The organism is Streptomyces sp. NPDC057682 (genome assembly GCF_042799575.1).
Taxonomy (GTDB): domain Bacteria; phylum Actinomycetota; class Actinomycetes; order Streptomycetales; family Streptomycetaceae; genus Streptomyces.
In genome coordinates, this window is sequence record NZ_JBHVIN010000026.1 from 1 (window position 1) to 18,392 (window position 18,392).

At 69.9% G+C, this 18,392-nt stretch carries 16 protein-coding genes; 4 read left to right on the forward strand and 12 right to left on the reverse strand.

All coding sequences use genetic code 11. The features are described from left to right. Both ACFVDM_RS35430 and ACFVDM_RS35435 read right to left on the reverse strand, forming a co-directional pair. On the reverse strand, positions 1-261 hold a 261-nt coding region (locus ACFVDM_RS35430; RefSeq protein WP_383650497.1), incomplete at its 3' end, for an ATP-binding cassette domain-containing protein. Between the two features lie 41 nt (positions 262-302). Beyond that, entirely contained in the window at positions 303-977 is a 675-nt protein-coding gene (locus ACFVDM_RS35435) for a DUF4097 family beta strand repeat-containing protein (protein WP_383650501.1), read from the reverse strand. 277 nt (positions 978-1,254) lie between these two features. Between ACFVDM_RS35435 and ACFVDM_RS35440 the strand changes: the two genes are divergently transcribed. Beyond that, entirely contained in the window at positions 1,255-2,046 is a 792-nt protein-coding gene (locus ACFVDM_RS35440) for a helix-turn-helix domain-containing protein (protein WP_383650504.1), read from the forward strand. Positions 2,047-2,247: 201 nt separating this feature from the next. Here the strand turns inward: ACFVDM_RS35440 and ACFVDM_RS35445 are convergent, their stop codons facing one another. The 3 genes from ACFVDM_RS35445 to ACFVDM_RS35455 form a co-directional block, all read right to left on the reverse strand. Then, a complete protein-coding gene (locus ACFVDM_RS35445) occupies positions 2,248-4,482 on the reverse strand; it encodes a caspase family protein (protein ID WP_383650507.1) in 2,235 nt (744 codons plus the stop codon). A 788-nt stretch (positions 4,483-5,270) separates the two neighbouring features. Beyond that, on the reverse strand, positions 5,271-7,172 hold the full coding sequence (locus ACFVDM_RS35450) for an AMP-dependent synthetase/ligase (protein WP_383650510.1): 1,902 nt from the start codon (positions 7,170-7,172) through the stop codon (positions 5,271-5,273). A gap of 337 nt (positions 7,173-7,509) precedes the next feature. After that, a complete protein-coding gene (locus tag ACFVDM_RS35455) occupies positions 7,510-8,778 on the reverse strand; it encodes an acetyl-CoA C-acetyltransferase (RefSeq protein WP_383650513.1) in 1,269 nt (422 codons plus the stop codon). A gap of 85 nt (positions 8,779-8,863) precedes the next feature. Here ACFVDM_RS35455 and ACFVDM_RS35460 point away from each other — a divergent pair, with 85 nt between their 5' ends. Together ACFVDM_RS35460 and ACFVDM_RS35465 are read left to right on the forward strand one after the other, a co-directional pair. Further along, on the forward strand, positions 8,864-10,183 hold the full coding sequence (locus tag ACFVDM_RS35460) for a 3-oxoacyl-ACP reductase (protein ID WP_383650516.1): 1,320 nt from the start codon (positions 8,864-8,866) through the stop codon (positions 10,181-10,183). A gap of 4 nt (positions 10,184-10,187) precedes the next feature. Further along, positions 10,188-11,006, forward strand: coding sequence for a MaoC family dehydratase (locus ACFVDM_RS35465; RefSeq protein WP_383650518.1), 819 nt, complete (start codon positions 10,188-10,190; stop codon positions 11,004-11,006). Positions 11,007-11,063: 57 nt separating this feature from the next. Here ACFVDM_RS35465 and ACFVDM_RS35470 read toward each other — a convergent pair whose 3' ends face one another. After that, positions 11,064-11,690 carry a TetR/AcrR family transcriptional regulator gene (locus ACFVDM_RS35470; RefSeq protein ID WP_383650796.1) on the reverse strand — a complete coding sequence of 209 codons (627 nt, stop codon included), beginning with the start codon at positions 11,688-11,690 and terminating at the stop codon, positions 11,064-11,066. A 222-nt stretch (positions 11,691-11,912) separates the two neighbouring features. Here ACFVDM_RS35470 and ACFVDM_RS35475 point away from each other — a divergent pair, with 222 nt between their 5' ends. Continuing rightward, entirely contained in the window at positions 11,913-13,061 is a 1,149-nt protein-coding gene (locus ACFVDM_RS35475) for a glycosyltransferase (protein WP_383650520.1), read from the forward strand. Positions 13,062-13,076: 15 nt separating this feature from the next. Here ACFVDM_RS35475 and ACFVDM_RS35480 read toward each other — a convergent pair whose 3' ends face one another. From ACFVDM_RS35480 to ACFVDM_RS35505, 6 genes are all read right to left on the reverse strand, one after another. Continuing rightward, complete coding sequence (locus ACFVDM_RS35480) at positions 13,077-14,420, reverse strand: dicarboxylate/amino acid:cation symporter (RefSeq protein WP_383650522.1); 1,344 nt, start codon at positions 14,418-14,420, stop codon at positions 13,077-13,079. A 428-nt stretch (positions 14,421-14,848) separates the two neighbouring features. Then, complete coding sequence (locus ACFVDM_RS35485) at positions 14,849-15,103, reverse strand: DUF4229 domain-containing protein (protein WP_383650524.1); 255 nt, start codon at positions 15,101-15,103, stop codon at positions 14,849-14,851. Between the two features lie 142 nt (positions 15,104-15,245). Next, positions 15,246-15,770, reverse strand: a complete 525-nt coding sequence (locus ACFVDM_RS35490) for a GNAT family N-acetyltransferase (RefSeq protein ID WP_383650526.1) — start codon at positions 15,768-15,770, stop codon at positions 15,246-15,248. Between the two features lie 88 nt (positions 15,771-15,858). Continuing rightward, positions 15,859-17,022, reverse strand: a complete 1,164-nt coding sequence (gene mqnE / locus ACFVDM_RS35495; protein WP_383650530.1) for an aminofutalosine synthase MqnE — start codon at positions 17,020-17,022, stop codon at positions 15,859-15,861. Between the two features lie 48 nt (positions 17,023-17,070). Continuing rightward, the gene (locus ACFVDM_RS35500) at positions 17,071-17,526 is read right to left on the reverse strand and encodes an Lrp/AsnC family transcriptional regulator (RefSeq protein WP_383650798.1); all 456 of its coding nucleotides are present in this window, start codon (positions 17,524-17,526) and stop codon (positions 17,071-17,073) included. 128 nt (positions 17,527-17,654) lie between these two features. After that, complete coding sequence (locus ACFVDM_RS35505; protein ID WP_383650533.1) at positions 17,655-18,338, reverse strand: UbiX family flavin prenyltransferase; 684 nt, start codon at positions 18,336-18,338, stop codon at positions 17,655-17,657. Positions 18,339-18,392 lie beyond the last annotated feature (54 nt).

Sequence of the window (18,392 nt, forward strand, 5' to 3'; positions counted from 1 at the left end):
CTGTCCGGTGACGCCGATGGTGGCGCGGGCGGCCTGCGGGTCGGTGGCCAGGTCGTGCCCGCCGACCCGGACGGGCCCGGACCCGGGGTCCGGCCTCACCAGGGTCGAGAGGATCTTCACGGCCGTCGTCTTGCCCGCACCGTTCGGACCCAGCAACGCGAAGACCGTGCCTTCGGGGACCGTCAGGTCGATGCCGTCGAGGACGGTCTTGTCGCCGTAGGACTTGCGCAGGTCGTGCGCGGCGATGGCGGTGTTCGTCATGGGCGGATGCTCCTTCGCGTTCATGGAGGTGTGGTCCGGGCTCAGAGGCTGCGGGCGGTGATGTCGCCCTGGGAGGTGGTCGCCCGGACGGTCAGGGCGGGGGTGGCATCGGCGTTGCGCAGGGTGTTGTCGATCCGGCCGTGTCCGGTGCCGGCGTCCAGCGAGGCGGAGACGCCCCGGGCCGCCTGGACGGTGATGTCGCCGAGCTGGGTGCTCAGGTCGAGCGCGCCCCGGGTGGCCTCGGTGACGGTGATGGCGCCGCGCTGGGTGCGGATGTCGGCGTCCCCGGTGAGGCGGCCGACGGTGACGGTCGCGTCGTGGGCCGAGAGGCGGGCGCTCGCCGCCTCGTCCAGCTTGACGCTGCCGAGTCCGCCGTCGAAGGCGACGTCCCCGAGCCGGCCCACGCCCCGGAACTCGGCGGCGGCCGCGGTGGCCTCGACGTGCGAACCGGAGGGGAGCTGGACGGTGACCTCGACCGCACCGCTGCCGTCGCCGATCAGGCGGTTCTTGCTCTCCGCGGCGATCCGGACGTGCAGGACGCCGTCGTCGTAACGGACTTCGGCCCGCTCGGCCGTGCGGACGTCGCGCTTCTTGGAGGCGTCGGCCGGGCGGACCTCGACCGTGGTGTCCGCGCGGTCGGCGGCGATGAGGCTGATGCGCCCGGCGGGGATGTCGAGAACGGTGCGGACGGCGGCGGGGGTGTCGAACTTCTGCATGACTTTCTCCTTCTCCTGTGGAGCCTGTCGGCGCTCCGGGCCCCGGTGGCCCGCGCTTTCCGACAGAGGAAAAGCTACGTTGCGTTCACTGATCCGGCAACGACTCTGTTGCACTGGAAGACAGTAACTGCACGTAGAGACAGGGAATTTGATGCAATGACCTCACGCATAACGCAACGCCACGCATCGACGTCCGTTGCAATGAGTTAAGACCGAACGCTATAGTCGGCCCGTCGCGGCCACCGGGTCGCGCGCCCGGAGCACCGAGGAGGCCGCGATGCCGGGAGGCAGACTCACCCAGCAGGAACGCCGGCAGATCGCCCTGGGGCTGGCCGACGGCCTCGCCTACGCGGAGATCGCCCGGCGTCTGGACCGCCCCACCTCGACGGTCACCCGCGAGGTCATGCGCAACGGCGGCCCCACCGCCTACCGCGCCGAAGTGGCCCACCGCGCCACCGAACACCGCGCCCACCGCCGCAAGAAGCCCGAGCCGCGCGCCGCGCACACCCCTCCGCAGCCCCACGGGCGCGACGCCGAGGCGGTCCGCGCCTTCGAGGAGGTCCTGACCACCGTCCTGCTGGCCTCGGGCGCACCGCTGATGACGTCCCGGGTGCTGGCCTGCCTCTACGTCACCGACACCGGCAGCCTCACCGCCGCCGAACTCGCCCAGCGGCTCCAGGTCAGCCCGGCGTCCGTCTCCAAGGCCATCTCGTACCTGGAGAGCCAGGGCATGATCGGCCGTCAACGCGACGAGCGCCGCCGCGAGCGGTACACCGTCGACGACGACATCATGTACCAGTCGATGATGGCCAGCGCCCGCTCCACCGCCCAGCTCGTCGAGACCGCCCGCCAGGGCGTCCCCGTCCTCGGCGCGGACACCCCGGCCGGCGTCCGCCTCGAAAACATGGCCCGCTTCCTCGACTACGTATCCGAGGCCATAGCCCGCGCCGCCGAACAGGCCCGAGCCGTCCTCCACAGCGGCCCCGCGCCGGACGGCCCGGACGCGGAGGACCTGGACGCGGAGGACCTGGACGCGGAGGACCCGGACGGCTCCGGGAACGATGCCTGACGCCCGGCGTGACGAACCCGCCCACACCCCATGCGGTTTCGTTAGCAGCACGTCAATGCCGCCAATGGCGCTTGTAACGTCCCGTCCCGTTCGAGCCAACGGCAAGGAAAGGACTGTGCATTGAGGCGCACAGCCACCGCAAGCCTGTGAACCTATGCGGTCACAGCACTATCTATCCCCCCGGACCGAGTGATGTGACGCTCAGGAACCTTCGATTCCTGCGACAGTCGTGGTGATCACATCGCAGACCTGGGTGATTCCTTCGACGCTGAATCTGACACCTGGGATTGTCACAAAGACTTGGTAGGCGCCCGTGTTACCAGGATGTCGCTTGACGGCGTTGCCGTACCTCTTCTGCAAGGCCCGGTCGAGGCGTGCGTTTATCGAGTCCCTCGCGGACCTTCCCGATTTAAGGGATGCAACGGGGATACTGCCCATCACAGAGAACTCGACCTCAACCGTAGCCGTCAGCTTATTCGAGCTGCCTTTGAGCCGCGCAATCACCTCCACCTGCCCAGAGGCGCTGTTCATGCGAACCTGGCCGCCGGTGGAATCGTATCTCCCCATGCCTGCGTAGAGCTGCCCGATGCGGCGGCATAGGTCGTCTTCTTCGACATCCTCGGTCCCGCTTGCGATCTGAATGATCGCCTCAGCGGCCCGTAGGGGTGCGACGAAGTCCACCACCGTTTGCGGTCGGTCTTCGGGAGCCTTGGAGGTTGCTTTCTTATATAGCTCCATGAGCGCCTCGGAGGCGCGGTCATCAATCCAGCTGGCCAACTTGCGCCGCAAAACCTCTTGATTCTTCGCGAAGTTCTCTGCGCTTGGATCCCTGCCAGTCACGAGGAAGAACATGAGCTGAGCGAGGCTGAAAACATCGACGGTCTCGCTCCGTGCGGACCTAGCATTTGGCTCGTAGAGCTGCTCAGGTGCCGCATAGTTAATTACACCACCGACGCCAAGGTTTGTAGTGACAGTCCTATCCGTCTCGTGGTAGGCAAGATCAAAGTCCGTCAGGTAGGGTTCAAACTGCCCGTCTACGCCCACGGAAATGACGATGTTCTCCGGTTTGATGTCACGGTGTCGGACCTTTTTTGAGTGGGCGTGCTGTACGGTCTCACATATGTCGATCATCATGCGCACCGCCACGGCCGCGTCCCCATCACGGTCAATATAGGTCCTTCGAAGATTATCGCCAGGGACCAAGTCCATTGCGAACCCAAATGGCGCAACCATTACTTCGTGGACACGAACAATGCGAGGATGCTCCAGCTTCCTCATATTGAGGTAGCCGTTGGTGAAGCGCTGGACTTTTACCGCATCATCCAGTTCATTCCCGTGGAAAATTTTCAAGGCGTAACTCCGACCGTCAGCGCCCAGGACTTCCCATACGTGCCCGTAACCACCATGGCCAATATGTCGCGTAATCCGACCGAGCCGCGTTACTTCGCCTACGCTTACCTCGGACAAGTTCTTTCGGAACTCTCGTACTCGTCGGCTAAGATCAACCCAGTCCGGGTCCCGGCGAACGTCCGGCAGTTCCTTCTCGGTCGACTCGAACCACGCCACCACCGATTCGAGTTCCAATGCACATTGCCTGGCTCCCCTGTCAAGGCGGACGCCGCGATCGGCAAGTTCCCGTAGCTGCAGGTAGTAATACTGATCAACTAATGTCTGAGCCTTTGACATTATGCGTGAGCGTTCGCTCCGCTCGATGGGCCGTCCTTGGCGAGGTTCGAATCCGGCACCTAGGACCACTGTGCCAGCGATGTCTCCCTTGAAGACCGGGGTCTGCATTTCTTCGGGGACCGCGCTAACTACATACTCGTATATTCCCATCAGAGTGACTTCGCCATCCCAGTTCACCGAGGCGCCCAGAAGAGCATCTGTAAGCGTATCGGTAAAGACTCCTCGCTGATCAATCTCTTTTGCAGTTTCTTCGGGGCGGCATGCCGCTAAAACACAGCGACTTTCATTAACCGCTGGCACCTCACGTTCAACATCTGACGGAGTAAGCGGCCGACTATTGGACCACGTGAATGCGGATCCGGAGTGACAGCAGTCGAGAATGGATATAACGTGATCATAGACCATGCTCGCGGACTCCATGACTTGAGCGAGATGGGCCAGCGAGATTCCCGGGTCGAAATCCTGAGCGTCATAGGTGACAAGATGTCCAGCCTGGCCGACGACTTGACCGTGGCCGGCGAAGTACAGGAGTAGCGTATTCCCTTGGCCTTGATCCTCGGGGCCGTAGGCGAGTTTCGATAGCTCCCTCAGGATGTTACTCCGAGTCGCCTGACTGTTGAGCAGCACAATGCTGTCGAAGTCGTACTGCTCCAGAGAGAGACAGGAAGCCACATCTCTCGCATCATTCACGCAGCCGTAGAGTGGCGCACCTGGATAGCTATCGATGCCAATAATTATGGCTTTATTCAAAATGCTCTCCGCTCACTCAACCCGCCAAGAGCAAGGCGAGAAGGCATCGAAAGGTTCTAGGACCTTAGCGCGTCAACGAGTTGGGCGCCAGCGATTCGCGCAGGCCGACCGTTGGCCGGGGCCGCCCACCGCAGACTGCACGTTGGGGGCGTCGGGCGACGCATCCGGCAGGATTGCAGGACAGGCCATGAGCAGTCTTCCGATCACATTTGGTAACAGGTGGGTGCTCTTGTGGTAGCCGCAGAGAGCTTCGGAGCGAGGGCTGTGAACTGCTTTCGGAGTTGACGCCCCGAGCCGACCAAAGTCTTGCTGAAGATCCGCGAAGGCCGAGGTTGAAACGCGAGGGTCGGAGAGAGTGAATCTCTATCTGGCTCAAGGACTCGACGGGCAGAGCGGTCTACCCACAGACTGCGGCACACAGGTTCATCCCCTCCCCCCTGAACGCGCGTCCCGGACCCGTACCTCAAGCAGTGGGAGCAGGAGGAGATCGGGATCGATCTGGCTCTGAGTGCCGCGTACAGGGTCCGCATCAGCGTCTTTCCGACCAGCCACGCGGCACCGGGTGTGACGTCACAGTCGGTCACAGGGCATCAGGCAAGGGCCACCTACTGACGGGCCACGACCGTGGGTAGGTGTTCTCGGACGCCCATGTACGCGACGCGTCAATACCGCCGCACCGTAAGCGACCGTTTCCATTTTCGGTGTCGCTGCAACGGCAAGCTGTGGCACGCACCGGTGTCCCGGGCTCCCCGCCCGGGACACCGCCCGCCCCGTCCCGCGCCCGGCCCCTACTTCCGGTACAACTCCTCGATCTCCTCCGCGAAGTCCCGCGCGATGGCGTCCCGCTTCAGCTTGAGGGACGGGGTCAGATGGCCGTTCTCCTCGGTGAAGTCGACCGGGAGGACGGTGAACTTGCGGATGGACTCGGCGCGGGAGACGAGGCGGTTGGCCTCGTCCACGGCGCGCTGGAGGGCGGTGCGCAGGTCGTCGTCGTGGACGAGTTCGCGTATCGGGACGTGTTGTTTCTTCGTCATCTGGCGCCAGTGGGCGAGGCCGTCGGGCTCCAGGGTGATGAGGGCGGTGATGAAGGAGCGGTTGTCGCCGACCACCATGCACTGGCTGACCAGGGGATGGGCGCGCAGCCAGTCCTCCAGGGGGGCGGGGGTGACGTTCTTGCCGCCCGAGGTGATGATGATGTCCTTCTTGCGGCCGGTGATCGTGAGGTAGCCGTCCTCGTCGAGTTCCCCGATGTCGCCGGTGGCGAACCAGCCGTCGTCGAGGACGGACACGGCCTCGCCGCGCTCCGCGTCCCAGTAGCCGCCGAACACCTGGCCGCCGCTGAGCAGGACCTCGCCGTCCGGGGCGATGCGTACGGCGGTGCCGGGCAGCGGCCAGCCGACGGTGCCCAGGCGGGGGCGGAGCGGCGGAGTGACGGTGGCGGCGGCGGTGGTTTCGGTGAGGCCGTAGCCCTCGAAGATCTCGACGCCGGCGCCCGCGTAGAAGGAGGCGAGCCGGCGGCCCAGCGGGGAACCGCCGCAGATCGCGTAGCGCAGATGGCCGCCGAGCGCGGCCCGGATCCGGCGGTAGACCAGCGGGTCGTAGAGCGCGCGGGCGGCCCGCAGTCCGAGGCCGGGGCCGGGGCCCGTGCCGTGCTGGGCGGCCTCGACGGCCTCGCCGTAGCGCTGGGCGATCCGGGCCGCCCGGTCGAAGGAGGAGGCGCGGCCCATCTTCTCGGCGGTGGCCCGGCCGGTGTTGTAGACCTTCTCCAGGACGTACGGGATCGCCAGCATGAACGACGGGCGGAAGCCCGCGAGGTCGTCGAGCAGGTCCTCCGTCTTGATGGACGGCGCGTGGCCCAGCCGGACCCGGGCGCGCAGACAGCCGATGGCGACCATCCGACCGAAGACGTGCGACAGCGGCAGGAACAGCAGGGTGGACGCGGGGTACTTGCTGACGGACTTGAAGACCGGGTGGAGCAGTTCGATGGCGTTGTCGACCTCGGCGTAGAAGTTGCCGTGGGTCAGGACGCAGCCCTTGGGGCGGCCGGTGGTGCCGGAGGTGTAGATGAGCGTGGCCGGGGTGTCCGGTTCCAGGGTGGCGCGACGGGCGTCCACGGCGTCGTCCGGGACACCCTCGCCGGCCTTCTTCAGCCGGTCCAGCACCCCGGTGTCGAACTGCCAGAGGTGGGCCAGGCCCGCGAGCTGCTTGCGCTCCTGGCTGATGAGACGGCCCTGTTCGGCGGTCTCGACCGCGCAGGCGACGGCCCCGGAGTCCTGGAGGATCCAGCGGGCCTGGAACGCGGAGGAGGTCGGGTAGACGGGCACGGTGACCAGTCCGGCGGCCCAGGACGCGAAGTCCAGCAGCGTCCACTCGTAGGTGGTGCGGGCCATGATGGCGATCCGGTCGCCGCCGCGCAGCCCCTCCGCGATCAGCCCCTTGGCCACCGCCCGCACCTCCGCGGCGAACGCGGCGGCCGTCACGTCCCGCCACTGCCCGTCCGCCCCCTTGCGGCTGAGGACGGCCTCCTGAGGGGCCTCGCGGGCGTTGTCGAAGGGGATCTCGGCGAGCGATCCGCGCAGGACGGGCGGGGCCAGCGCCGGTACGGAGACCTGCCGGACGCGGCCGTCGGCGTCCCTGGTCCTCTCCGGTTCGACCAGGACGGGGGTGGTGGGTGCGGATGGCGTGGACACGTGCGGCTCCTCGGGATGGGATCGGGCAGTGCACCTGGGCGTGTCCGGGAGCCCCGGCGGACGCCCGGAGGCCGGGCGGGGCTCATGGACACGGCCCGAGCCGTCCGGCGCGGGAGGCGGGCCCCCGGACCGGACCGAACCGTCCGGCCGGGGAGCGGAAGGCCCCCGGACCGGACCGTCCGGCCGGGAAGCGAGCCCCGGACCGGACCGTCCGGCGACGCGGGCGCCCCCGTCGGAACGGGCCGTCCGGCGAAGCGGGCCCGCCTCGCCGGACCGCGAACAGCGAACAGCGAACAGCGAACAGCGAACAGCGGACAGCGGACAGCGGTCGTACGGATCAGACGCGTTCGAGGATGGCCGTGACCCCCTGGCCGCCCGCCGCGCAGACGGAGATCAGTCCCCGGCCCGGAGCGTCCCGCTCGGCGAGCAGTTTGGCCAGGGTGGCGACGATCCGGGCGCCCGTCGCGGCGAAGGGGTGCCCGGTGGCCAGGGAGGACCCCGCCACGTTGAGCCGGTCCCGGTCGACGGGGGCGAGGCCCTGCTTCTCCCAGGCCGCGAGGGTGGCGAGCACCTGGGAGGCGAACGCCTCGTGCACCTCGACGAGGTCGAAGTCGTCGAGGGCGAGCCCGGCCCGCTCCAGGAGCCGGGGCACGGCGTACGCGGGCGCCATCAGCAGTCCGTCCTCGCCGTTCACGTAGTCGACGGCCGCCGTCTCGTACAGCGAGAGATAGGCCTGCGGTTCCAGACCGTGCGCCTCGGCCCACTCCTCGCTCGCCAGGAGGACGGTCGCGGCGCCGTCCGTGAGGGGCGTCGAATTGCCCGCGGTCATCGTCGCGTCCGGGTGGTCCGCGCCGAACACCGGCTTCAGGGTGGCGAGTTTCTCCACGGTGGAGCCGGGGCGCAGGTTCTGGTCGCGCTCCAGGCCCAGGTACGGGACGACGAGGTCGTCCAGGAAGCCCCGGTCGTAGGCGGCGGCGAGCCGCTGGTGGCTGGTGGCGGCGAGGAGGTCCTGCTCGGCGCGGCCGATGTCCCACTGCCGGGCGGTGACGGCGGCGTGCTCGCCCATCGAGAGGCCGGTGCGGGGTTCGGCGTTGCGCGGGATGTCCGGGACGAGGTGGCGGGGCCGTACGCCCGTGAGGGCCTTGGCGCGGGCACCCGCCGACTTCGCGCGCCGGGCGGACAGCAGCAGCCGGCGCAGCTCGTCGTTGACGCCGAGCGGGGCGTCGCTCGTGGTGTCCGTGCCGCCGGCGATCGCGGAGTCGATCGCCCCGAGCATGATCTTGTTCGCGGCGGCGATCACCGCCTGGAGGCCGGTGCCGCAGGCCTGCTGGACGTCGTACGCGGGGGTGCGCGGGTCGAGGCGCGAGCCGAGCACCGTCTCCCGGGCCAGGTTGAAGTCCCGGCTGTGCTTGAGGACCGCGCCCGCCGCGAACTCGCCGACGCGCTCACCCTGGAGGCCGAACCGCTCCACCAGACCGTCCAGCGCGGCGGTCAGCATCTGCTGGTTGGAGGCCTGCGCGTAGGGCCCGTCGGAGCGGGCGAAGGGAATGCGGCTGCCCCCGATGACCGCGACCCGGCGGGGCCGCGGGAGTGCGAGGGGAATCATCTCGACCAACTCATCTCGACCAGCTCCTGACTCTTGAGTAACCTTACTCCGGAGTAAATCTACGACCGAGCAGGGAGTCTGGACAATGGCCGACCGCTATCTGCACCTGACCGGCACGGCACCCGGCGGGTTCCTCACCCGGAAGCTCGGTCTCCCGCAGCCCGCCCGGCTGCGGCGCTGGACCCTGGAGACGCCGACGCTGACCGGCCCGGTCCGCCACCTCACCGCCGGGGACTCCGCCGTCACGGAGGAGCTGGCCGCGATCCTCGCCGCCACCGGTCTGGAGACCGACGCCCGCGCGGAACGCCCCGCCGCGCTGGTGCTCGACGCGACCGCCGTCGACACCGCCGCCGGGCTCGGCGCGGTGCACGCCGCCCTCCACCCGGTCGTCCGCTCGCTCGCCCCCGGCGGCCGGATCGTCGTCCTCGGCGTGCGGCCCTCACCGGAGGACCACCACCAGGCCGCCGCCCAGCAGGCCCTGGAGGGCTTCGTGCGCTCCCTGGGCAAGGAGATCGGCAGGGGCGCCACCGTCCAGCTGGTGCGCGTCGACCCCGCAGCCGTCGCTTCCGCCGCGTCCACCCTGCGCTTCCTGCTGTCGCCCCGGTCCGCGTACGTCAGCGGCCAGGTCATCGAGGTCACCGGCGCCGCCCCCGGCGAGGTCGCCGACTGGGCCGCCCCGCTCGCCGGCCGCACCGCCCTGGTCACCGGCGCCGCCCGGGGCATCGGGGCCTCCGTGGCCTCGGTCCTGGCCCGCGACGGGGCCCGGGTCATCTGCCTGGACGTCCCGCAGGCCCAGGAGGACCTGGTCCGCACCGCCGACCGGCTCGGCGCCACCGCGCTGCCCCTCGACATCACCGCCGACGACGCCGCCGACCGCATCGCGGCCGCCGCCCCGGACGGGCTCGGCATCCTCGTCCACAACGCCGGCATCACCCGCGACCGGCGGCTCGCCAACATGCCCGCCGAACGCTGGGCCTCGGTCATCGACGTCAACCTGGACAGCGTCCTGCGCACGACCGACGCCCTGCTGAAGTCCGGCACGCTCGGCCGGGGCGGCCGGATCGTCGCCACCGCCTCCATCGCGGGCATCGCCGGGAACAACGGCCAGACCAACTACGCGGCCAGCAAGGCCGGGATCATCGGCCTGGTCCGCTCCCTGGCCCCGCGCGCCGCCGCCGAGCACGGCGTCACCGTCAACGCGGTGGCCCCCGGATTCATCGAGACCAAGATGACCGCGGCCGTGCCGCTCTTCATCCGCGAGGCAGGCCGCCGGATGAACTCCCTCTCCCAGGGCGGCCTCCCGGTCGACGTCGCCGAGACCACCGCCTGGTTCGCCCAGCCCGCCTCGACCGCCGTCAACGGACAGGTCGTCCGCGTCTGCGGCCAGAGCCTGCTGGGAGCGTGAGCCCGTGCCCGGCCTGACCCTCTCCCTCGCCCGGGGCGCCGTCACCTCCCCCTTCAAACGGGCCGGACGCCCCGGTGCCGTCCTCCCCGCCGACCGCCTCCGCCGGCCCGCCGCGCCCCCCGCCCCCGGCCCGCTGACCGCCTACCGCGCGCTCTGCGGCTTCCCGGAGACGGGCGCGCTGCCGGTGACGTACCCGCACGTCCTGGCCTTCCCGCTCGCCATGGGCCTGATGACCCGCCGCGCCTTCCCGCTGCCGGTCACCGGCCTCGTCCACACCTGGATCGAGATCACCGCCCACCGCGCCCTCCGGCCGGAGGACCCGCTCGAACTCACCGTGTACGCCCAGGAGCTGAGCCCGCACCGGCGGGGCACCGAGGTGACGATGGTGACCGAGGCACGGCTCTCGGGCGCGCTGGTGTGGGAGTCCCGCAGCGGCTATCTCTCCCGGCACGCGACCCGCGACACCGCCCCGCCGGAGCCCCGGACCCCCGCCCCCGCACTCCCCGCCACCGCCGAATGGCGGCTGCCCGCCGACCTCGGACGGCGCTACGGGGCCGCCTCCGGCGACCGCAACCCCATCCACCTCCACCCGCTGACCGCCCGGCTCTTCGGCTTCCCCCGCGCCATCGCCCACGGCATGTGGACCGTGGCCCGCTGCCTGGCCGAGATCCCCGGCCCCGTCCGCACCGTACGGGCCGACTTCCGGGCCCCCGTCCTGCTGCCCGGCACCGTCACCTACGCCCACGAGGGCACCGCCTTCCAGCTGCGCGGCGGCCGGGACGGGGAGCGGCTGCACCTCACCGGCGCGGTGGAGACCGGCTGAGGGCGGTCCCGTCGTCCCCGGCCGGACCGTCCTACGGCGCTACGCCCCGGACACGCCTCAGGACTCCTCGGCCGGCACCTGCCACGTCCGGCCGTGCATCAGGTTCTCCAGGCCGGCCCAGGAGAAGTTCATCAGGGTGGCCGCGGCCTCCTTCGCGGAGACGCCCGGCGTCTCGTTGGCCCAGCCGGCCAGCGCCTCCGCCGCCCCCACCAGCGCCTGGGCCAGGCCCGCCACATCGCGGTCGGCGAGTTCGGCGTCGTGGTGCGCCTCGCGCGCCGCGGCGCCGATCAGCCCCGTCACGAAGGCGACGATCTCCTCGCGCATCACGTGCACCTCGGTGGCGAACGGCTCCCCGTGGGTGCGCGCCTGCCGGTAGAGGACCGCCCAGCCGTCCGGGTTCTCCGCGGTGTGCGTGAAGAACGCCCGCAGCCCCGACCAGAGTTGGCGGTCGGCCGACAGTCCGGGCTCGGCGCCCGCCCGGATCGCCGCGAGCAGCGCCGCGGCCTCCCGCCGGATACAGGCGGTGAACAGCTCGTCCTTGGAGTGGAGGTACAGGTACACCAGGGGCTTGGACACCCCGGCCAGCTCCGCGATCTCGTCCATCGACGCCGCCCGGTAGCCCCGCTGCCCGAACGTCTGCACCGCGGCGTCCATCATCTGCCGCTCGCGCACGGCGCGCGGCATCCGCTTGTTCCTCACAGCACCCACGTCGACTTCCTTCCCGCCCCCGCCGCACTACTCCCCGGTAAGCCTACGGGGGCCGCTCCCCGAAGACCTGTTCGCGGCCGCCCGCCGCGGCGTGCCGCCGCCGAGCCCCCGTACCCCGTGCGTAGGGTCGTCGCCCGCACGGTGCCCGCGAGGTGCCCGCAGTTGTCCGCAGTTGTCCGCCGGGGAGAGGTGCCCGCCGTGAAACCGACCGTCTGCCTGTGCATGATCGTCAGGAACGAGGCGCGGGTCGTCGAACGCTGCCTCTCCTCCGTACGGGACCTCGTGGACACCTGGGTGATCTCGGACACGGGCTCGACCGACGGCACCCAGGCCCTGGTGCGCAGGGCGCTGGACGGCATTCCCGGTGAACTCCACCAGGACCCCTGGACCGACTTCGGGCACAACCGCACGCTGAACATCCGCCGGGCGCACGCCCGCGCCGACTATCTGCTGCTGGTCGACGCCGACCATGTGGTCCACCGCCGGGGCCCGCTGCCCGAGCTGACCGCCGACGCCTATCTGCTGCGCCACGAGGGCCCCGTCGAGCACCGGATCAAACGGCTGGTCCGCGGGGACATGGCCTGGCGGTACGAGGGCGTCACCCGGGAGCACCTGACCGCGGGGGAACCCGAGGACCAGCGGCTGCTGGACGCGCTCGTCATCCACGACCACGCCGACGGCGGCTCGCGCCACGGCCGCGCCGAGCGGGACGCCCGGCTGCTCGGCTCCGAGCTGGAGCGCGATCCGGCCAACACCCGCACCGTCTTCCACCTCGCCCAGGCGCTGCGCGACCTCGGTGAGCGGGAGCGGGCGGTGGCGCTGTACGAACGCCGGGCGCGGATGGGCGGCTGGGCCGAGGAGGTCTACTGCTCGCTGCTGCAGGCCGGGGTCCTGCGGGCCGAGGCCGACGACTGGCCGGCCGCGATGGACGCGCTGTCACGGGCCTGGGAGACCCGGCCGCAACGGCTGGAGGCCTGCTACGAGCTGGTCTCCCGGCTGCGCGGGCTCGGCCGGCACCACGCGGCGCACGCGTTCGTCCGGGCGGGCCTGGACCGTGAGCCGCCCGAGGACCTGCTGGCCGTGCAGCCGTGGGTGTACCGGTGGGGGCTGCTCTTCGAGTACTCGGTGACGGCCTACCGGGTGGGCGAGGTCGAGGAGGCGCTGAGGGCCTGCGACCGGCTGCTGGCGCTGCCCGATCTGCCGCGCGCCTACCGGGACCGGACGCTCGCCAACCGCGAGTGGGCCGGCCGCCGCAGGCCGGCCCCGAACGCGTCGTGGGCCTCCCCTCCGGACTGGAGGAGAGGCCCACATGTCACGGGCGAGGCCTGCGCGGGCTGCGGGGCCTGACGCGTACGGGCGGGGTCAGGCGGCGACCGGCACCCGGGCCGCGTCCTCGACGGGCGCCTCGTCGTCGACCGGGGAGGCCGAGGCCGAGTTGTAGGCGTCCAGGTCGAGGATCTTCTCGCGGGCCGAGACGATGACCGGGACCAGGGCCTGGCCGGCCACGTTGGTGGCGGTCCGCATCATGTCGAGGATCGGGTCGATGGCCATCAGCAGGCCGACGCCCTCCAGCGGGAGGCCCAGCGTCGACAGGGTGAGGGTCAGCATGACCGTCGCACCGGTGAGACCGGCGGTGGCGGCCGAGCCGATCACCGAGACGAACGCGATCAGGATGTAGTCGCCGACGCCCAGCTGCACGTCGAAGATCTGCGCGATGAAGATCGCGGCGAGCGCGGGGTAGATCGCGGCGCAGCCGTCCATCTTGGTGGTGGCGCCGAACGGGACGGAGAAGGAGGCGTACTCCTTCGGGACGCCGAGGCGCTCGGTGACCTTCTGGGTGACCGGCATGGTGCCGACCGAGGAGCGGGAGACGAAGGCCAGCTGGATGGCGGGCCAGGCGCCCTTGAAGAACTGGAGCGGGCTGACCTTGGCGACGGTGGCGAGCAGCAGCGGGTAGACGCCGAACAGCACCAGGGCGCAGCCGATGTAGACGTCGGCGGTGAAGGTGGCGTACTTGCCGATCAGGTCCCAGCCGTAGTCGGCGATGGCGTAGCCGATGAGGCCGATGGTGCCGATCGGGGCGAGGCGGATGACCCACCACAGGGCCTTCTGGAGCAGCTCCAGGACGGACTCGCTGAGGGTGAGGATCGGCTGGGCCTTCTCACCGAGCTGCAGGGCGGCGATGCCGGCGACGGCGGCCATGAAGACGATCTGCAGGACGTTCAGCTCGGCGAACGGCGTGATGACGTTGTCCGGGATGATGCCGGTCAGGAAGTCGAGCCAGGAACCGGCGTGCTCGGGGAGCTTGCCGTCCTTGGGGGTGAGGCCGGTGCCGGAGCCCGGGTTGGTGATCAGACCGATCGCGAGGCCGATGGCGACCGCGATCAGCGAGGTGATCATGAACCAGAGCAGGGTGCGGGTGGCCAGCCGGGCGGCGTTGTTGACCTTGCGCAGGTTGGTGATCGACACCAGGATCGCGAAGAAGACGAGGGGCGCGACGGCCAGCTTCAGCAGCTGGACGAAGATGTGGCCGACCTTGTCGAGCGTGGTGTAGAGCCAGTCGATGTCCTGGCTGCGGGCGAGCCAGCCGAGCAGGACGCCGAGGACGAGACCGGCGACGATCTGGGCCCAGAACGGGACCTTGGGTATACGGAAGCCGGAGCCGGTGGACTCACCGGCGGGGGCGGACGCGGAGTTCGCGGACACGGACACACTCCAGATGTGACGCATCGGGACGCACGGGGACGGTGCGGAGGGGGACGGGGTGCGGCGCCCGCGCCCCGGGAAGGCCGGGGCGGCGCCGCTGCATGGTGCCGGTTCAGACGTTGCGGCAACAGACCGCGGACATACAGCGGCAGAGATCGACATGCAGGCGCTCCACGAGCGGGATGCCCGTGGCAGATCGGAGGCGCACAGCTGTCTTCATGGCGAACACGTTAACACTTGAACTTTGAGAACCTCAAAGCTCTTCTTTGATCCCGGGAAGCGCTCTCTGCTGACGGAGGGCGCCGTTCCGGCCCCGGATACGCGAAAACCCCAGTACAGGAGCGGTCGCTCCGGTGCTGGGGTTTCGGAAAGAAAGGGTGCGGCTGTGAGGAAGCTTACAAAGTCCTTACGCCGCCCTCACCGCGGCTCTACTGGGTCACGCCGTCCTCACGCGTCCGGTTGGCTTCCAGGCGGGCCTTGGCGCGGTCCACCGAGGAGACGATCTGCTCGGACATCTCGTCGCGCTGCTTGCGCAGGAGCACATAGCTGAGCGGCGCGGAGAGCACCAGAGCGAGCAGGATGACCCAGACGAGGTTGGATCCCCCGGCACCCGACGGGATCACCCCGAAGTTGACGGCGACGGCGGCGACGACGAAGCAGCCGACGAAGATGCTGAGACGCATCGCGGTGTACCGGATCGTTGCGCTCGGCTTGGCAGCGGACACAGCTGGCCTTCTCTCTACGTACGACAGTCCTGCCCGACCAGTGAAGCATGCCCCGCAATCGAACGGTTCGGAGCCCCCGGGCCCGGCCCGTGAACCGCCGTCAGTCGAGCGGGAGCAGCATGATGACGTCGTCGCGGTCGTCGCCCTCGGCCACCCGGATCGCGGCCGGGACCCGGCCGACCTCCTTGTATCCGCAGGACGCGTAGAAGCGGTCCGTGCCGGTGCCGCCGCGGCAGGTGAGCCGGATCGCCTCGATGCCGTCGATGGTGCGCGCGGCGTCCGCCGCGGCGGCCATCAGCGCGCGCCCGTCGCCGCGGCCCTGATGGCGGGGGTGGACCATCACCGTGTAGAGCCAGAGCCAGTGGCGCATCAGCCGGTGGCCGTTCAGCGCGAGGAAGGCGGTGGCGGCGATCTCGCCGTCCTCGTCGCGGCCGACCAGCAGCCGGGTGCGGCCCTCGGCCATGGCGACCAGATGCCGGACCAGTTCGGGCCGGACGTCCTCGACCGATACGGGAGGGACGAAGCCCACCGCACCGCCCGCGTTGGTGACGTCGGCCCAGAGCGCGGCTATGCCGTCCCGCACCGGGCGGTCGAAGGCGGGATCCAGTTCAAACGTAAGCGCCATGGAGGAAGATTAACCCTTACATGCCTTGGGTGTGAAAAAAGCTCCGGCCGCGTCGGCGGCCGGAGCTCGTGCACGACACCGCGCCGGTTCAGACCCGCATCGGCTGCGGCGACTCGCGCCGCTCCGCGTCCGGGCCGGGGTACTCGCGGATGATCTCGTACCGGGTGTTGCGCTCCACGGGCCGGAAGCCCGCGTCCCGGATCAGGTCCAGCAGGTCCTCGCGGCCCAGCTTGTTCGGCGTGCCGTAGTTGTCCGCGTCGTGCGTGATCTTGTACTCGACGACCGACCCGTCCATGTCGTCCGCGCCGTGCTGGAGCGCCAGCTGGGCGGTCTGCACGCCGTGCATCACCCAGAAGACCTTGACGTGCGGGACGTTGTCGAACAGCAGCCGGGAGACCGCGAAGGTCTTCAGCGCCTCGGCCCCGGTCGCCATCGTGGTGCGCGCCTGGAGCTTGTTGCGGATCTTGCCGTCCTTCATGTCCACGAAGTCGTGCTGGTAGCGCAGCGGGATGAAGACCTGGAAACCGCCGGTCTCGTCCTGGAGCTCGCGCAGCCGCAGCACGTGGTCGACGCGGTGCCGGGGCTCCTCGATGTGCCCGTACAGCATCGTCGCCGGGGTCTTGAGCCCCTTCTCGTGGGCGAGCCGGTGGATCCGCGACCAGTCCTCCCAGTGGGTGCGGTGGTCGACGATGTGCTGGCGGACCTCCCAGTCGAAGATCTCCGCGCCGCCGCCGGTGAGCGACTCCAGACCCGCCTCGATCAGCTCGTCCAGGATGTCCGAGGCGGACATGCCGGAGATCGTCTCGAAGTGGTGGATCTCGGTGGCCGTGAACGCCTTCAGGGAGACCTGCGGCAGCGCCTCCTTGAGCGCGCTCAGCGAGCGCGGGTAGTAGCGCCACGGCAGGGAGGGGTGCAGTCCGTTGACGATGTGCAGCTCGGTGAGGTTCTCGCCCTCCATCGCCTTGGCGAGCTTCACCGCCTCCTCGATGCGCATCGTGTACGCGTCCTTCTCCCCCGGCTTGCGCTGGAAGGAGCAGTACGCGCAGGACGCGGTGCACACATTGGTCATGTTGAGGTGCCGGTTGACGTTGAAGTGGACCACGTCACCGTTCTTGCGCGTGCGCACCTCGTGCGCCAGTCCGCCGAGCCAGGCCAGATCGTCGGACTCGTACAGCGCGATCCCGTCCTCGCGGGACAACCGCTCTCCGCCTCGGACCTTCTGCTCCAGTTCGCGCTTGAGACCCGCGTCCACCAGGGCACCTCCATCGTTCTCTCGGTACGGACTCAGCTCACCGTACGCCTACGCCTCTTCGGGAAGGTCCCCGACCCGGTTCTCCCACTTGGTGGAGAGCACGATCGTGGTACGGGTCCGCGAGACGCCCTTGGTGCCGCTGAGCCGGCGGATGGTGCGCTCCAGACCGTCCACGTCACCGACCCGGACCTTGAGCATGTACGAGTCGTCGCCCGCGATGAACCAGGCGTCCTCGATCTCCGCGAGGTCCTTCAGCCGCCGCGCCACGTCCTCGTGGTCGGCCGCGTCCGAGAGGGAGATGCCGATCAGGGCCGTGACCCCGAGGCCCAGCGAGGCCGCGTCGACGGTCGCGCGGTAGCCGGTGATGACACCGGCGGACTCCAGCCGGTTGATGCGGTCGGTGACGCTGGGTCCGGAGAGCCCCACGAGCCGGCCCAGCTCGGCGTACGAGGCCCTGCCGTTCTCCCTGAGGGCCTGGATGAGCTGCCTGTCCACCGCGTCCATATGACTGAAGCCTTCCATTGTTCAGCAGTATCGCGAGTCTACATTTTGAATCTAAGGCACGCAGGCTTTGTGGCCTGTAATTCAGAAGCCCTTGGTGGGGGGTGAGGGAGTCGGTCCGGGGGCCGGGGTCAGTCGCGCTGTGCGCCGCCGAGCTCCCCGTCCCAGCGGCGGTACAGATCGTGCTCCACACCGGCCGCGTCCAGCGCCCGCCCCGCGACGAAGTCCACCAGGTCCTGGATGTGCGTCGCGCCCGCGTAGAACGCCGGGGAGGCGGGGAGCACCACGGCGCCCGCCTCGTCGAGGGCCACCAGCTGCTTCAGCGTCGCGCCGTTCAGCGGCGTCTCGCGCACCGCGACGACCAGCGGCCTGCGCTCCTTGAGCGTCACGCTCGCGGCGCGCTGCAACAGGTCCTTGGAGAGCCCCAGCGCCACCCCGGCCACACAGGCCGTGGACGCCGGGACGATCAGCATGCCCTTGGCCGGGTACGAACCGGAGGACGGGCCCGCGGCCAGGTCACCGGCCGGCCAGTGGCGTACGCCGGAGAGGTCCACGTCGAAGGTGTGGGGTTTGCCGTCCGCCCCCCGCGCCAGCCAGGCGGCGAGATCGTCCCGCCAGTGCGCGTCGCGGAAGGCGATCCCGGTCTCGTCCAGCAGCGTCAGCCGCGAGGCCCGGCTGACCACCAGGTCGACGCTCTCCCCCGCGGCCAGCAGACCGCGCAGCACCGCCGCGGCGAAGGGGGTGCCCGAAGCGCCCGACACCCCGACGATCCAAGGCGCGCGCCGCCGCTCACTCACCGAACTCCCGGAATCCACGCCCCCGAGCCTATCCGGCGCCCCGGACGGGCGGCGCGCCAGGACCGCGGGGCG

What these genes read in the sequence shown, in the direction of transcription:
- ACFVDM_RS35435 (WP_383650501.1), bottom strand. Translation starts at nt 977, where the DNA reads ATGCAGAAGTTCGACACCCCCGCCGCCGTCCGCACCGTTCTCGACATC.
- ACFVDM_RS35440 (WP_383650504.1), top strand. Translation starts at nt 1,255, where the DNA reads ATGCCGGGAGGCAGACTCACCCAGCAGGAACGCCGGCAGATCGCCCTG.
- ACFVDM_RS35455 (WP_383650513.1), bottom strand. Translation starts at nt 8,778, where the DNA reads ATGATTCCCCTCGCACTCCCGCGGCCCCGCCGGGTCGCGGTCATCGGG.
- ACFVDM_RS35460 (WP_383650516.1), top strand. Translation starts at nt 8,864, where the DNA reads ATGGCCGACCGCTATCTGCACCTGACCGGCACGGCACCCGGCGGGTTC.
- ACFVDM_RS35470 (WP_383650796.1), bottom strand. Translation starts at nt 11,690, where the DNA reads ATGCCGCGCGCCGTGCGCGAGCGGCAGATGATGGACGCCGCGGTGCAG.
- ACFVDM_RS35485 (WP_383650524.1), bottom strand. Translation starts at nt 15,103, where the DNA reads ATGCGTCTCAGCATCTTCGTCGGCTGCTTCGTCGTCGCCGCCGTCGCC.
- ACFVDM_RS35490 (WP_383650526.1), bottom strand. Translation starts at nt 15,770, where the DNA reads ATGGCGCTTACGTTTGAACTGGATCCCGCCTTCGACCGCCCGGTGCGG.
- ACFVDM_RS35500 (WP_383650798.1), bottom strand. Translation starts at nt 17,526, where the DNA reads ATGGACGCGGTGGACAGGCAGCTCATCCAGGCCCTCAGGGAGAACGGC.